Source organism: Niallia sp. 01092 (assembly GCF_052318935.1).
Taxonomy (GTDB): Bacteria; Bacillota; Bacilli; order Bacillales; family Cytobacillaceae; genus Niallia.
Genome location: NZ_JBQRKO010000027.1, coordinates 16,194 through 31,538, shown reverse-complemented (window position 1 = coordinate 31,538; position 15,345 = coordinate 16,194). Strand labels below are relative to the sequence as shown.

Annotated in this window: 16 protein-coding genes; 14 read left to right on the top strand and 2 right to left on the bottom strand. The window is 35.0% G+C overall.

From position 1 onward, the window contains the following. The first annotated feature begins 301 nt into the window (after positions 1–301). The 5 genes from ACTXGU_RS19655 (at position 302) to ACTXGU_RS19635 (ending at position 4,723) form a co-directional block, all read left to right on the top strand. Positions 302–1,213 (top strand): ABC transporter permease, encoded by a 912-nt coding sequence (locus ACTXGU_RS19655; protein WP_443483244.1) that lies wholly within the window; start codon positions 302–304, stop codon positions 1,211–1,213. 17 nt (positions 1,214–1,230) lie between these two features. Beyond that, the gene (locus ACTXGU_RS19650; RefSeq protein WP_443483223.1) at positions 1,231–2,109 is read left to right on the top strand and encodes a carbohydrate ABC transporter permease; all 879 of its coding nucleotides are present in this window, start codon (positions 1,231–1,233) and stop codon (positions 2,107–2,109) included. Positions 2,110–2,142: 33 nt separating this feature from the next. Then, positions 2,143–2,829: a YesL family protein gene (locus ACTXGU_RS19645; RefSeq protein ID WP_443483222.1), complete on the top strand. Its 687-nt coding sequence runs from the start codon at positions 2,143–2,145 to the stop codon at positions 2,827–2,829. Positions 2,830–2,951: 122 nt separating this feature from the next. Beyond that, positions 2,952–3,956 carry a LacI family DNA-binding transcriptional regulator gene (locus ACTXGU_RS19640; protein ID WP_443483221.1) on the top strand — a complete coding sequence of 335 codons (1,005 nt, stop codon included), beginning with the start codon at positions 2,952–2,954 and terminating at the stop codon, positions 3,954–3,956. Positions 3,957–4,072: 116 nt separating this feature from the next. Then, a complete protein-coding gene (locus tag ACTXGU_RS19635; protein WP_443483220.1) occupies positions 4,073–4,723 on the top strand; it encodes a hypothetical protein in 651 nt (216 codons plus the stop codon). Between the two features lie 119 nt (positions 4,724–4,842). Here ACTXGU_RS19635 and ACTXGU_RS19630 read toward each other — a convergent pair whose 3' ends face one another. Beyond that, positions 4,843–5,337, bottom strand: coding sequence for a L,D-transpeptidase family protein (locus ACTXGU_RS19630; protein ID WP_443483243.1), 495 nt, complete (start codon positions 5,335–5,337; stop codon positions 4,843–4,845). A gap of 148 nt (positions 5,338–5,485) precedes the next feature. Here ACTXGU_RS19630 and ACTXGU_RS19625 point away from each other — a divergent pair, with 148 nt between their 5' ends. The 6 genes from ACTXGU_RS19625 (at position 5,486) to ACTXGU_RS19600 (ending at position 9,401) form a co-directional block, all read left to right on the top strand. Next, positions 5,486–5,896: a VOC family protein gene (locus ACTXGU_RS19625; protein ID WP_443483219.1), complete on the top strand. Its 411-nt coding sequence runs from the start codon at positions 5,486–5,488 to the stop codon at positions 5,894–5,896. Further along, on the top strand, positions 5,883–6,008 hold the full coding sequence (locus ACTXGU_RS19620) for a hypothetical protein (protein WP_443483218.1): 126 nt from the start codon (positions 5,883–5,885) through the stop codon (positions 6,006–6,008). The genes ACTXGU_RS19625 and ACTXGU_RS19620 overlap by 14 nt, the downstream gene beginning before the upstream one ends. A 187-nt stretch (positions 6,009–6,195) precedes the next feature. Beyond that, positions 6,196–6,696 carry an RNA polymerase sigma factor gene (locus ACTXGU_RS19615; RefSeq protein WP_443483217.1) on the top strand — a complete coding sequence of 167 codons (501 nt, stop codon included), beginning with the start codon at positions 6,196–6,198 and terminating at the stop codon, positions 6,694–6,696. After that, positions 6,689–7,678, top strand: coding sequence for an anti sigma factor C-terminal domain-containing protein (locus tag ACTXGU_RS19610; RefSeq protein ID WP_443483216.1), 990 nt, complete (start codon positions 6,689–6,691; stop codon positions 7,676–7,678). Before ACTXGU_RS19615 ends, ACTXGU_RS19610 begins: the two co-directional genes overlap by 8 nt. A 102-nt stretch (positions 7,679–7,780) precedes the next feature. After that, a complete protein-coding gene (locus tag ACTXGU_RS19605; RefSeq protein ID WP_443483215.1) occupies positions 7,781–8,782 on the top strand; it encodes a D-cysteine desulfhydrase in 1,002 nt (333 codons plus the stop codon). Between the two features lie 280 nt (positions 8,783–9,062). Further along, entirely contained in the window at positions 9,063–9,401 is a 339-nt protein-coding gene (locus tag ACTXGU_RS19600; RefSeq protein WP_443483214.1) for a YmaF family protein, read from the top strand. A gap of 256 nt (positions 9,402–9,657) precedes the next feature. Here the strand turns inward: ACTXGU_RS19600 and ACTXGU_RS19595 are convergent, their stop codons facing one another. After that, positions 9,658–10,533 carry a sulfite exporter TauE/SafE family protein gene (locus ACTXGU_RS19595; RefSeq protein WP_443483213.1) on the bottom strand — a complete coding sequence of 292 codons (876 nt, stop codon included), beginning with the start codon at positions 10,531–10,533 and terminating at the stop codon, positions 9,658–9,660. Between the two features lie 113 nt (positions 10,534–10,646). On the opposite strand from ACTXGU_RS19595, the gene ACTXGU_RS19590 reads away from it, so the two are divergent. The 3 genes from ACTXGU_RS19590 (at position 10,647) to ACTXGU_RS19580 (ending at position 15,323) form a co-directional block, all read left to right on the top strand. Next, positions 10,647–11,537 carry a LysR family transcriptional regulator gene (locus tag ACTXGU_RS19590; RefSeq protein ID WP_443483212.1) on the top strand — a complete coding sequence of 297 codons (891 nt, stop codon included), beginning with the start codon at positions 10,647–10,649 and terminating at the stop codon, positions 11,535–11,537. A gap of 678 nt (positions 11,538–12,215) precedes the next feature. Continuing rightward, a complete protein-coding gene (allB, locus tag ACTXGU_RS19585) occupies positions 12,216–13,592 on the top strand; it encodes an allantoinase AllB (RefSeq protein ID WP_443483211.1) in 1,377 nt (458 codons plus the stop codon). A 336-nt stretch (positions 13,593–13,928) separates the two neighbouring features. Beyond that, a complete protein-coding gene (locus ACTXGU_RS19580; RefSeq protein WP_443483210.1) occupies positions 13,929–15,323 on the top strand; it encodes an NCS1 family transporter in 1,395 nt (464 codons plus the stop codon). Positions 15,324–15,345 lie beyond the last annotated feature (22 nt).

Here is a 15,345-nt window from a genome sequence, read left to right as displayed (position 1 = left end):
ACCCTGCAGGAGCGTAGCGACGAAGCGGCTCGGCGCTCGCCCCGCGGAAAGCGTGTGGTAAGCCTCGGAAAACCGAACGAAACTTCTTCGTTGCTTGGATTGTCACTACCTATATTTTAAAGCATTCACTTTTTCAGTGGCCTCAGCAAAAGCGACGAGGAGGCTCGGCACTCGTCCGCGGGTTAAATAACAACAGTCTATACGAAAAGAGCCTTTCTATAAAATATTTTGTTGAAAGAGGGTACCGTGGGAAATGGAAATAAAAAATAAACATGTAGACCAGTTGCAATATCCTCTAAAGATGACACCGGGAAGGAAAAAAAAGAAAAAACGTAAAGGTCAGCTGGAGTATCATTTAATGATGGCACCGGGCATGATTTTTTTGATTATTTTCAGTTTTGTGCCGATGTTTGGGATTATCATGGCATTCCAAGACTATGTACCTGCTAAAGGTATTTTAGGGTCTAACTGGGTTGGTTTGGACAACTTTAAATACATGCTGCAAATTCCGGATAGCATGAAGATTCTAAGGAATACAGTGATTATTGCAGTTGGTAAAATTATTCTCGGAACTTTAGTACCTATTATCTTTGCATTATTGTTAAACGAAATTAGATTGAAATGGGCTAAAAAATCCATTCAAACCATTGTCTATTTGCCAAACTTCTTATCTTGGGCAGTCGTGGCAGCGGTAGTAATTAACGTATTTGACTATCATGGACCAGTGAATGATTTCTTACAAGCACTAGGATTTAAACCAGTTTTGTTCTTAGCGAGCAATGATTGGTTTAGAGAAATTATGGTTGTATCAGACGTTTGGAAAGGTTTTGGATATGGTGCAATCGTGTATTTGGCCGCATTGACAGGGATTGACCCTGGTCTTTATGAGGCATCTTCGATTGACGGGGCTAATCGCTTTAAACAATTGCTGCATATTACCATACCTGGAATTTTGCCGACCATTATGCTGATTTCAGCACTTAATCTAGGGAACATTCTGAATGCTGGTTTTGACCAAATCTTTGCCTTATATAACCCGATTGTGTATGAAACTGGGGATGTTATTGATACTTATGTGTACCGCGTCGGTCTGTTGGGACAACAATATAGTTTTGCGACAGCAATTGGCCTATTGAAATCTGTAGTATCCTTTACGCTGCTTATAGCAGCTAACAGATTATCTATGAAACTAGTAAACATGCGGATCTTTTAAAAGGGGAGTGAAAGTGGATGAGATCAAAAACGTTTGGAAGTCGATCAGCAGATATATGTATTTGGGCTGTGTTATTGCTGTTGACGGCGCTGTGTTTTTTACCGCTGCTTAATATGGTGTCTATCTCATTTAGCGACAAATCTGCGGCTCAAGCGAATCTTGTTGGTTTATTGCCAGTTCATTTTAATTTTAGTGCGTATCAGCTGTTGCTAGAAGATACACAGTTTTGGCGTTCATTTATGATTTCTGTGGAAAGAGTTGTGTTAGGGACCGCGTTGAATTTGCTGTTATCGGTTCTGATGGCCTATCCACTGTCGAAAAGTAAAAGGGAATTTGGTGCACGCAATATTTATATGAATCTTATGATTTTTGCGATGCTTTTCTCAGGTGGGATGATTCCAATTTTCATCGTTGTTAAGAGCTTAGGTTTGATTGATACCATTTGGTCGCTTATTTTACCAGGAGCGGTGCCGATCTTTAACGTTATCTTGTTAATGAACTTTTTCAAGAGTATTCCAAATACGTTGGAAGAAGCTGCCATTATGGACGGTGCGTCAAAATTAAAAATTTTGTTCAAGATCTACTTGCCAATTTCACTGCCTGCATTAGCAACGATTGGACTTTTTTCCATGGTGGGGCATTGGAATGATTACTTCAGTGGTTTGCTTTATATGAACAGTTCTGCTAACTATCCACTGCAAACTTATATTCAACAATTAACCGTTGACGTTACTAAAGTTACGGATCCGTCACAATTAAAGGCTTTAGCATCGGTTTCAAACAAAACTCTGAATGCGGCTAAGATTGTGGTCTCTATTATTCCGGTGCTGTTAATTTATCCGCTGCTGCAAAAATATTTTGTAAGCGGGTTAGTCATTGGGTCTGTCAAAGAATAACACAAGTTTATTTGTTTTATAGGGAGGTGCAAAATGAACAGGTCCCATCTCAGTAATAATATGATCAAGAGGCTCTATATAATTCTAAAACTGACGGGTATTTGGTGGCTATTTAATGCACCGTATGTATTTTTAGGAGTAAATCTTTTGGCTGCTCCAGATGTAGCAAGCGTACACACGATAGTCATCATCGGTATTGTCTTATTGCCGTTTGTGGCAATACCAGCGACGGTAGCTGCCTTGGCAATTGCAAGAAGATATGTAAAGGGTGATGATTCGTTTCCATTTTTTAAAGCATTCTGGAATTATTATAAAAGAGAGTATGTAAAAAGTATGGTCTTAGGCTGTCTAAATGCCATAGTTTTGATTGTCTTTTACCTGGCACTAAGGTATTATGCCGCGCTGTCTTCACCATTGGCAATCGTCTTTTACGTGTTGGTCATCTTGACACCATTTTTCTTTTTGTACGTTTACAGTTTTCTAGTAGATCAGGAGCTGCCATTGAAGGCGTACCTGTACAATACGATATTTCTATTGCTTATGCATCCTTTGAATACTATTCTCATGATTTTGAATGTCCTGGTTGCAGCTTACATTTTGTGGGTGGTATTACCGCCATTATTAATCTTTATTTTACCAGGATTGTCAGTACTAATTGTGACTTATTTTTATCAAAAGAGTATGGGTCTTGAAATAAAAAAACAAGAAATCAGATTATAAACTTTATGCAAATCAGTAATCCATATCGGGGTGCGTCAATACGCAGGCTAGCTTCTCATTGACTTTAAAAAAGTAAGGTGATATATATATTTATTAAACGTTTACGTAAAAGGGCTGAGAACATGAATGTAACGATAAAGGATATTGCACGTATAGCGAAAGTATCGACAGCAACAGTTTCAAGAGTTCTTAATGGGGTTGGGGGCTACAACGAAGAAACGAAAAAAAAAATAATGAACGTAGCAAACGAACTAGGGTATAGAAGAAATGAAAATGCACGGAGTCTTGTTAAAAACTCCAGCAATATCATTGGGGTTATTATGCCGAATGTTGCAACGATTTTCTATGGAGATATTGTAAGTGGAATAGAGAGTGTTGCCTATAAGAACGGTTATAGTGTGATCATTTCGCATTCTGGTGTTAATGGAGATAGGTTAGTAGAGTGTGTCAAATTAATGGCAGAAAGAAAAGTTGATGGATTAGTGATTGTTACAGTCGAGTTAAGCAAGGACCAAATAAAGTTGGTGAAATCACTGAATATTCCCCTTATATTATTATCTACTGATACACCAGATAAAGATGTTCCTTATATTAAAGTGAATGACTTTGACGCAGCGTATTCTGCAACTCAATACCTAATTGAAAATGGACATGAAATAATCGGGTTAGCGGGTGTAAACCCTAAGGACAGGGTAGCCGGGATACCTAGGATAGAAGGTTATAAAAAAGCATTAGAAGACAATAGTTTATCTTTTGATGCAAAATTAGTAAAACATGGAGATTTTAGTTTCTACTCAGGCAAAGAAGCAATGGAATCTTATCTGCAAGAAAAAGCAGATTTATCTGCCGTTTTTTGTGTTAGTGATGATGTGGCATTAGGAATTATTTCTGTAGCATATGATTATGGTATAAAGGTTCCTGATGATTTATCTATTATTGGCTATGATAATACGAGAGTTGCAGAAATGTCTATTCCACCATTAACTTCTATTGGGCAGCCCTTTTGGGAGATGGGGAATGAAGGATGTAAAATAGTGATAGAAGCAATTCAAAGTAAGAAAGAAATTCCATCTGAAATTATACCTTACCGATTAGTAGTACGAAAATCTGTAAAAAAAATAAATTAGTTATTTAGCAATAATGAAACTTTTTCCATCGTATGATCGTATATTCATTTAACTTAACGAATCATAGCTGCCTATTTCCCTATTAGAATGGCAGGGGAAAAGGAAGGGGTTGGAAAATGCTAAATATCTTTTTTATTCTGATTTTCATTAGCAGCGTCTATTATCTACTTAAGTATCGATTAAATATAAAAAAAGCAGTGGAAATTTCAACAGATGCTATTTATCCTCAACAAGAAGACGAATTTTGCAGTATTCTAATCCCAAATGAATGGAAAGAGATGGAATGCCTCTCAAAAAGTACGAGATCCTACCAGTTTGTTAAATGGGGGACTGTTGCAGCACTAGTATTTTTATCCGGCATATTAATCATTTTACTTGCAACAGACTGGTTAGAGTCAATGTATTTAAGTGCTGCCTACTGGTGGTTTTACATTATAATCTCGATTAGGCATCGTGGAAATCTATTCATTTTAAAAGATGGACTAATAATAAATGGAAAGTACTATTTGACAAATGAAATAAAGTCGTACGAAACAGAACAAATTATCAGATGGCATGAGCTTTATGGTTTACATTCTCGCTTGAATAATGCCTATAAATTGACTATTAATGTGAAAAAGAAGTTTTCTCCATCAAATATGATCGTCGTTGAAGACCGTATTCATCTTGAAAAAATTATATTATTGCTTGAAGAGCAGGGGATCCCTTATGTAGAAAAAAAGGAGAAAGGTCATTTGATGATTGGAAATGATCGTAATAAAGCTTAGGTTAGGCACTTTCCAAATAAGGGGAGTGTCTCAGGCTGTCGACAAACGCTCGATTTCTTCGTTGTTTATCTTGGCTGTTTTCTCAAATTTTATTGTTTTTTCCCTACACACTTAAAAAATTACGGATGAATGGACACTGCTGTTCCTATTGGAACAATCCTTGATAATTCCTCTACATCTTTATTAAACATTCGAATACAGCCTTTTGATACGGCTTTGCCAATCGAACTAGGATCATTCGTTCCATGAATACCATAGTGTTCTTTAGATAAACTCATCCACATGGTACCGAATGGACCTCCAGGATTTGGAGCTTTATTGATAATGATAAACTTTCCAACTGGTGTCCCGAATAATATTCTTCCAACAGCAATCGGATATTGTTTTTGCAATACACCGTCTTTTAGCAGTTTCAGCCAACGATTATTAACAGATACATCAATCTGATATGGAATGGTTTCAGTTAGAGGAAAACCCGGTATTACAATGGATTGACCAGGATAAATAACATTTGGATTTATAACAGGGTTAGCACGAATGATTGCCGACAGTGGTGTACGATAGTCTTTTGAAATCTGAGTCAGTGTTTCACCTGGTTTAACGGTATGAATCAGTCTAAACACCTCCATAGGTTATAAGGTTCACACTACATTCTATGTAGATGATAAAAATTGATTCCTATAGGAATTCGCTTTTAAAGTGATAGCTTCCTAAGAAAATTCCAAAGGATATATTGAATCTAAAAAGAGGAGCACGAACATTATGAGATTAGATATGGTAGGTCTTAAGGTAAAAAATATGGCAAGGTCTTTGATGTTTTACCAGGCATTAGGTTTTGACATTTTAGCAGGAGGTCCTGATGAACCTTATGCAGAGTTAAAAAATGATGGAGTGCGTATTTCTTTAAATTTGCTGGATATGCTGACAGAGGTTTATCAAGTGTCTTTAGCAGATGTTCAAGAACCAATTGGAACTGTAATTCCAAAAGTGGAGCTGGCTTTTATTATGGATGAAGTGAAAAGTGTGGATAAAAAATGTCAGGAATTAAAAGAGCAAGGGTATGAAATTTATTGTGAACCATGGGATGCATTTTGGGGTCAACGCTATGCCATTATTAAAGATCCAGATGGCAACCTTCTAAGTATTTTCGCGAATTTAGATGGAAAAATATAAAGCAAAAGTTATAGATGGAGAAAAGAACGAAATTGCAGAAATAAAATGGGAGGATGTTGGTACTGCTAATAATGTAATGCCTTACCATTCAGGTGAAATAGAGAGCTTATAAAAATCTTAATCACCTTATATTTTTCAAAAGTGAATGTTAATGAATCTTTTCAATGAACAGGTGCGTTTCTGTACGATACAGGAACGTTCTTTTTATTAGAGTAAGTATAAAAAATTTTTTCGATGTTTATGGTATTCGAATGTAAACTTTTCTTTTTGATAAACGTCTAGTAAGCAGGAGGATGAAGATGGATGACATAAATAAAAATAATCAACTAAATTCAGAGCTTAATATCGTATATCGATACTTATGTAAAATAGGTATATCTCAGACAGATGCAGAAGATGCTGTTCAAGATGCAGCGGTTAAATATCTACAGCATTATGATTCAATAAAAACGTCCAAGGTACGCAGTTGGCTATTCCGTGTTGCCTTAAATTCTCACTATGACCAATATCGAAAACAACAAAGGTATGATCTAAATGAAAACATGGAAACAGTAAAAATCGATTTCAATAAGCTTCCTGAAACCATATTTCTTGATAAGGAACGGAACATGGGACTTAAACAGGCAATTTTTAAATTAAAACCAAAATATCAAGAGCTCTTGTTATTAAAGTATTATTCTGGTTTATCTTATGATTCCATTTCAGCATTATTAAATATGAGTATTGGCTCAGTAAAAACGAATTTATATAGGGCGAGAAAACAATTGGCAAAAGTATATAAGGAGGAAAGTCATGGATGATAAAAATTCCAAAACAGAGAAAGAAATTGATTTTTTAAGCAAACCATCATTACAGGTGGCTATAAAAAAGGCAAAAAGAAAACAAATGATTAAATACATACTTATTGCATCTATTACCACGATTATCTTATTGTTTATTGTCTTTAATGGCAGCCAGTATATTCTAAATAAAAAACTGGACAATAATGAATCTCTTTATGACAGTATTCATGGAGCTAATATTTCTTACGGAAATACATGGTATAACCATGATATATTTAGTGTAACTGCAGAGACAACATACCGTAAAAATATGGGTGACCGCTCCATACTTTGGGATAAAAAAACAGAGGAAATACCTTTATTTGGCAGAAAAAAACTGATTGAAAGAGGAAGCGGAATGATGGAAATGTATGCACTAAATGATAAGGATAAACGGGAAGTTCGTTATAATGACTTTAATAATGAACGCAAAATAGATTTTTATTATCCTAAATTATCGTACGATTTTTTACCAGACGAAATAGATATCGTAGATTCATTACATGAACATGTAATAATCGAGATTGCATTATCATTTAAAGAACCAATGACCATAGATGAATTAGGCAGCCGACTTGGATATAAAAATGTTAATTGGCTATGGGCTGATACAACAACTTCAGCTCAAATGGAAAGAATGGAAAAGGAATTGGATCATGATAGTTTAAAAACAAAAGGCGGAGGAGGAGCCTTTGGAATAGATGTTCAGTCTGAAACTCCTTACTCTGAGGAGATAAATCAGATTTTTATTAATAAATTATATGAACTAGACGAAACAAATCAGCACAAAGGTGAGGTTAGAGAGGCTCTTAAAGGAATTAAAGAGGCTACAAAATCAAATAGCAAAGAATTAAAATACAATGGAGCAGTAGTAACTGGTACTAAAAAGGAACTCCAACGATTTCAAAAATTAGATTTCATTCGTGCTTCTGTTCTTGGAGCAACGATTGATAAGTATTAATGTAATTTCTAAATGAATAGGAAACCTTTTAGGATTCTAATTTACTATTTTTCAAAATAGTTGGAATGAAAATATAGGATGAATAAGGAGCGAATAAAGTAAATGAATTTATCCCACTTACCACGCAAAAAATATACAAACTCTTATACACCTTTGGAAAAATTGGAGTCACTGTCAGAAGTACTTGGGGGACCAACTATTTATATGAAACGTGATGATTTACTAGGTCTAACTGCCGGAGGAAATAAAACTAGAAAACTAGAGTACTTAATAGCAGATGCTCAAATGCATGGTGCAGATGTTCTAGTTACTTGTGGAGCTGTTCAATCGAACCATTGTCGCTTAACTCTAGCTGCTGCTGTAAAAGAAAAAATGAAATGTGTGCTTGTACTTGAAGAAGGGGAGAATAAAGCGAGTGATATGCCAACAGGAAATTATTTTCTATATCATCTTCTTGGTGCTGCAGACATGAAATTTGTTCCTGAAGGCACAGATCTCATGCAAGAGATGAAAAAGGTGGAAAAAGAGCTTGTTGAAAAAGGACATACCCCTTATTTAATTCCAGTTGGAGGTTCAAATCCAATTGGAGCAACTGGATATGCAGCTTGTGCTCAGGAGCTTCTTGCTCAAGCATTTGAACAGCAAATACAAATGGACTATGTAGTATGCACAAGTGGGAGTGGAGGAATGCATGCTGGATTAGTAGCAGGATTTCAAGGTTTAAATAGTAATGTTCCGGTTATTGGAATGAATGTAAGTCGCGATAAAGAAGAACAAGAGAATAAAGTATATAATTTGCTTTCTGAAATAGGAAATCACTTACATATTGATAATTTATCTCGTAAAGATATCCAATGCTTTGATGAGTATGTAGGCGATGGATATGCCATCCCAACAAAAGAAATGATGGAGGCCGTTCGGCTGACAGCAAGTACGGAAGGTATTTTACTAGATCCTGTATATACGGGGAAAGCAATGGCAGGGCTTATTGATTTGATTCGAAAAGGTACTTTTAAAAAAGAAGATAATATCGTATTTATTCATTCCGGTGGGGCGCCTGCTCTATATGCTTACACATCTATTTTTAATGAGAATATAGAATAATATATAAAGTAGTAGGTGACTGTATCGATAAATCAAAGTAGTCAGTAAACACAGTTACTACCCTTTAGGATTTATTATTTTTAAGCAATTTTTTATAGCACATAAATCTTGGAAAATTTTTTTGAAATAATACATATTCTCATTTTCCTATAAATATCATTGGTAATAAAGAGATTTTTTAAGGGAGAATAGGCAAAATCATCTGCAGCTTCGTTATGAATTAGGGGAATAAGATGTTCGTCTCCCATAAATTACTGGATAACTTTATAGGGGTGATTATATGGCTACAATAAGAAAAAATGATTTTGTAAAAGGATTTGTACCGCACCATAATCATGGTTCAGTTGATTACACTTCGGTTGTGGATGGTCACGTTCATCAATGTTTAGATGTTACTTCGCCTCCTATACAGACTGAGGATAACAACCATATCCATTTAACGGAGGGGTATGTTGTATTTGAAGATGGGCATAACCATTATTATAAGGCTTATTCTGGACCAGCGATTCCTGTAGGAAATGGAATGCATGTCCACTATTATGATTTCTACACAACAGAAGATGATGGACATCGACATCGTATAAAAGGGGTGGATCAGCCAGCTCCAGGAAATAGATAGAAAAACAAAGGGTTTGTAGCATTAGGACACACTCTAATAGGTAACAGGTACCCCACTCGTTACTTTAATGAAAAAACTGCAAACGAAAAAACAGCTAAAGAAAATGGATCGTTTTTCTTTAGCTGTTTTTACTTTTTAGGGATTTCTCGGAAGCCCCAAGTTATTTTTTAATGAATAATTTAAAAATAATTTACGTGTAAATTGTATCGTTATTGAAGGCTATAAAAAGATTTTTCTAGTGTTTTTTAACAGTTAGTTAATGACAAAATAATTTGTAAATCATTTGTACGATTAAAAGGCAGATAATCGTAAGCAATAAAGTGTTTGCAATTTTTTTATGCACCTTAGGTAAAAGTATAAGACCTATTTGAGAGCCAATAATAGAACCGATAGCCATAGCAATCGAATAGGACCAATGAATAAATCCACTTTGATAAAAAATAATAAATCCTCCTGCACAACTTCCTAAGATTAGAACCCTCGTCATTTGGACAGCTTTCATATAGTTATGATTGTTTTTCATATAATACAAAATACTAAATGTAGAAGAACCTGGACCAAACCCTCCGTCATAAGCGGCGACAAAAAAAGGAATATATAGCTTTATCTTGTTACTCGAATGTTTTTTGGGAACATGTATATTTTCTTTCCTTTTCTTATTTTTAATCGTAACAATCAATGCAAAACAAAGTAAAATGAGGGCAGTAATATTCATTGTTTCTTCATGAATATGTGATGTTAATAAAGCCCCACCAATACCTCCCAAAAATGCTATTAATAAATTGTTGATGATAGATTTTATAGTAAGCTGTTTATGACGGATAAGATAAAATACACTTGAAAATGCAGCTATGCCAGAAGAAAATTTGTTCGTAGCAATACTTGTTTGAATTGGAATACCAGCCAACATCATGCTTGGTACTGTAATCAAACCCGCTCCTCCTGCTAATGTTCCTAAAAGTGAGGCTCCTAGCCCAATAGAAACTAAAATAAAATGATGGGAATTTTCTGCTTTTACTACATAAACTCCTGTTCCAGCTCCTATTGATAACATAACGGTAAGAAAGAAGATTATATATATTTTCTGTTTTTTGTTCTTTTTGACTTTCTTTTTAATGATAGAGGCTTTCATTGATTTATCTCCTTTACCAATTTTTATCTATAGGGTATATAATAAAAATTGATAAATCTAATATATGTTTTAAATATATTCATAAATAAAACTAATGATAGGAGTTTGTATAAATGAACCTTCACTCCTTACGTATATTTACCACTGTAGCCTCCCTAAAGAGTGTTACTAAAGCCGCAGAGGCTCTTTTAATTAGCCAGCCTGCTGTGACTATTCAAATACGAAAATTAGAAAATGAAATTGATTTAAAGTTGATTGAAACAGATGGAAGAGGGATAAAGTTAACCGATGCAGGTGACTTTTTATTTAAACAAGCAGAGAGTTTATTTGATATGGAAAAAGAGATTGAAAATAAATTAGAACATTTAAAAAAAGGAGAATTTGAAAAACTACGAATAGCTTCAACTTATTTACCAGCTAATTTTTTACTGCCTTCATGGCTGGCAAAGTTTAAAAAAGAATACCCTTTAGTAAATGTAGAATTATATAGTGGGAATTCAAATCAAGTAATGAAAAAATTAATTCACTATAAAACCGACATCGCTATTGTAGTAAAAGAAGAGTGGAGAAATACAGATTTAAACCTATATCAAATAATAGACATAGATTATTGGTTTATTGTCCCTAGAGGTCATAAATATGATGGGAAAGAGGTATTATTATCTGATTTGATCAAGGAACCATTTTTATTAAGGGAAGAAGGAAGTTCCACAAGAGATATCCTTTTTTCTTTATGCAAGATTCATGGGGTTCCAGCCCCACATATAGGGCTGCAATTTCATGGTTTAAATGAATCCATTCGCGCTATTATCTCTGGGTACGGTATAATGCTAGCACCTTCACTTGCTGTAAAAGAACATATAGAACGAAAAGAAGTAGGTAGAGTTAAGGTTAAAGGTATTAAAATAAAACGCCCTGTTTATCTTTGTATGCGTAAAAGAGATAAAGAACGATCCCTTGCCATCAATTATTTTCTTAGTTTAATAAAAGGTTGTTCTTTCTAATAACTTATTTGAAATTTTTTAATTCAACATAAATGTATATTTTTCTTAAGAAAGATAAAAAGACAACCTGCATGGATTGTCTTTTTTATCTTTTCTAAGAAGTATTAACTTGCAGCAATTTTAGTACCAGCTCCATCCTACGCTGAATACCATGATGACCACTTATGCCATCCAACCTGTTTACAGTATAAAAGAAAGCGATTTCAATGTCAAATAATTACTATTTAAAAGAACTGTCACGCTAAAAGAACAAAAGAAAATACAGAATATATTAGGTGTGTAAGAAAACGTGCCACATATATGTCAAAAAATAAAACATTTTTTCGGAAAGTAATTGAAAATTTAAAAAATGTGTTGTAAATTATAACGTATAAGAAATTGTATGCAATCTAGTATTCAATAAAAAGTACAGCTCGGAAATAATTGTATACAATTATGTATTCTATATAAAAATTTTCCGGAAAAAAGAAAAACAATGAGGATTTAGCGGGAAATTTAGCGATTGAACAAATAATAGAATAGAAGATTACCTTTATTTCAATGAGAAACTTCAGATTCCCGCTAATTTGTCAGAAGTTTTCAGATAATAGAATGAAACAATTACCGTTCCAATAATGGAAAAATAGTTGGTATACCAAAGTTGTAGCTAAACATGATATACAGTAGGAGGAAATTTGCGTGGAATATGATCTGATTATTAAAGGTGGACAAGTAGTCTTCAGGGACGAAGTGAAAAATGTAGACATTGCCGTAAAAAACGGAAAAATCTCTGCAATTGCGGAAACAATTGATGGTGAGGCTGACAAAATAGTGGATGCAAAAGGGCAATATGTTATGCCTGGCATGATTGACACCCATGTCCATATTTGTGAACCAGGCCGGACGGTATGGGAAGGGTTTGTGACTGGAACAAAAGCGTTGGCTGCTGGAGGTACGACAAGCTATGTTGACATGCCATTAAACGCATTGCCAGCAACAGTTGACCGCAAATCACTTCAATTAAAGCTAGATGCAGCAAAAGGAAAAAACTATGTTGACTATGCCTTATACGGCGGACTTGTTCCTAGTAATTTAGAACAATTAGAAGAACTTTCCGATGAAGGGGTAGTTGCTTATAAATGTTTCATGTCAACATGCGGTTCTGATATTCCAGAAGACTTTACAAATGTTGATGATTATACATTATATACCGGAATGAAGAAATTAGCTGAACTTGGTCATATGTTGTCCATCCATGCTGAAAATGCATTGATTACGGATCGGATGGCAGAGGAAATGGTGAAAAAAGGTAAAATAACCGCAACAGATTATGTCGCGACACGCCCGGTATTTACAGAAGTGGAAGCCGTTAAACGAGCATTATTTTTCGCGGAAGAAACTGGCTGTAAACTGCATTTTGTTCATATCAGTTCAGAGGAAGCAGTCGAGGAAATTACAAAAGCAAGAAATAATGGATTAGATGTCACGGTTGAATCTTGCCCTCATTATTTCACGATTACAACTGCTCAATTTGAGGAGATTGGTCCAGTTGCCAAATGTTCTCCTCCATTGCGTGATGAAGCAGCCCAAGAAAAGCTGTGGAAGAAATTAATCGAAGGCAAAATTGATATGTTGACATCGGATCATTCGCCATGTCCACCGGAAATGAAATATAGTGAAACAAATAATATTTTTGAAGTTTGGGGTGGAATTACAGGCTGCCAAAACAACGTCGACTTGATGTTTGATGAAGCGATTCTTAAGAGAAATTTTCCTGTAACTGATTTTGTCCGCATGATTAGCTACAACCCTGCGCAGCGATTTCATATGCCAAATAAGGGGGAAATTGCGGTCGCAAAGGATGCAGATATTATTTTAGTAGATCCAAACCAGTCGTATGTTGTAAAAAAAGAGGATCTATATTATCGCCATCAACACAGCCCGTACATCGGCAGAAAAATTAATTGCCGCGTTACGAAAACATTTGTCCGCGGAAATCTTGTTTTTGATGTGAATGAAGGCATTGTAGGTGAGCCAGTGGGACAACTCGTAACCTACAATAAAAAAGCTGAATAAATCCTTATTTCTATAGGTAGTAAAAGATAAAGCATTACCTGGGGAATTCGATTTGGCTGTAAATTAATGCTGATTCGAATTTCCCCTAAGTTAAAAGAGTTTTAAGTTTTTTAAATACCGAAATTATTGGCGAAATAACAATATTTTTACAGTAAGCTATGTTCTGGAAAATATAGACTTAATATTCCGAATTTAACAAAAAGTAATAATTGATTGGATATACGGGGACTTTACATTAGTAGACTGAATCCGAATGCTTGGGACAAAGTCAGACTAATGATAAAGAGGCCTTGTAACATAAACCATTATGTTTAAAATAATAAGGAGTTGAGTACAATGTCTACAAATTTACAAAATTATGTTGCAGAAGACACTCAGGTTGAACATGCTGCAAGTGTGGATGAATCGCTACAGCCGAAATCACAAAAGGAAAGAACGGTAGGATCGCTATCGTATATGTTTATGTGGATTGGCGACGGTATTAATTTAGGAAATATGACGCTTGGAGCTAGTTTGATTGCAGCGGGAGTAGCAACGCTGAACATCTATCAGACATTTCTTGCAGCTATTATCGCAATTGCTATTATTTCTACATTTTTTGCCTTAAACGACAGACTTGGATATAAAACAGGTATACCATATGTTGTGCAGCTTAGAATGTCTTTCGGGATAAAAGGTTCTGTTATTTCTTCCCTTTTACGTGGTATTCCCGCTATAATATGGTATGGTTTTCAAAGCTGGATTGGTGGTACTGCCTTAAATGAAATTGCTAAGATTATTACAGGCGGCTCTTTCGATAATGTTGTTATTTGCTTTGTTGTATTTCAAGTGATTCAAATTGTGCTTTCGTTATACGGATTCCATGCCATTAAATGGGTAGAATCACTTGCATCAATCGTTATTATGCTAGCACTTGTTTATGTATTTGGTGTTCTTTTAAAATCCCACAGCGAAGTTATTGTGGAAAAATGGGTTCATGCAAAAGGCTCATGGGGCTTGCCGTTCTTTGCATTCATCATGGTGTTTATGGGAAATTATGCAGGAATCTTTTTAAGCGCAGCAGATTATTCAAGAGAGTTGAAATCTGGTCTTAGCGACAAAAAACGCGGTGCTTTATACTTTTTCCCTATATTAATCGCATATGGATTTGTTTTAGCAATTGGTGCAATGCTTGCTTCTGCAACAGGCATTTCCAATCCTGTAAAAGCATTTGCAATCGTAGTAGACAACTCTTATATTACATTCTTTGTATCAGCATTTATTGTGATGGGTGCAGTTGCTGTAAACATGGTTGCCAATATTATTCCGCCGACTTATGTCATCACATTGATTACTAAACTAAAATACAAACCAGCTGTAACTGTAACTGGACTGCTTGGATTAGTATCCTTCCCATGGGTGCTTGTACAAGACTCTTCTGCAAAGGGACTTGGTATGTTCATTTTAATTTATTCTGCATTCTTAGGTCCGATTGTTTCGATTTTATTAATCGAGTATTATATATTAAGAAAACAAAAAGTAAATGTTGCAGACTTATACAAAGAAGACGGTCCATTTGCTGGATATAATCCAGCGGCAATACTAGCGATGCTGGTCGGTGCAGCTGCTGCCTTTGTAGTAGTAGAACTAGCATGGATAATCGGCGTTGTCGTAGCAGGAATTGCCTACCTTCTTCTAATGAAATATGCATTTAAAGGTTCAAAATTCAAAAAAGGTACGATATTTGAGTAAGATTCAGTTGAATATAGAATAA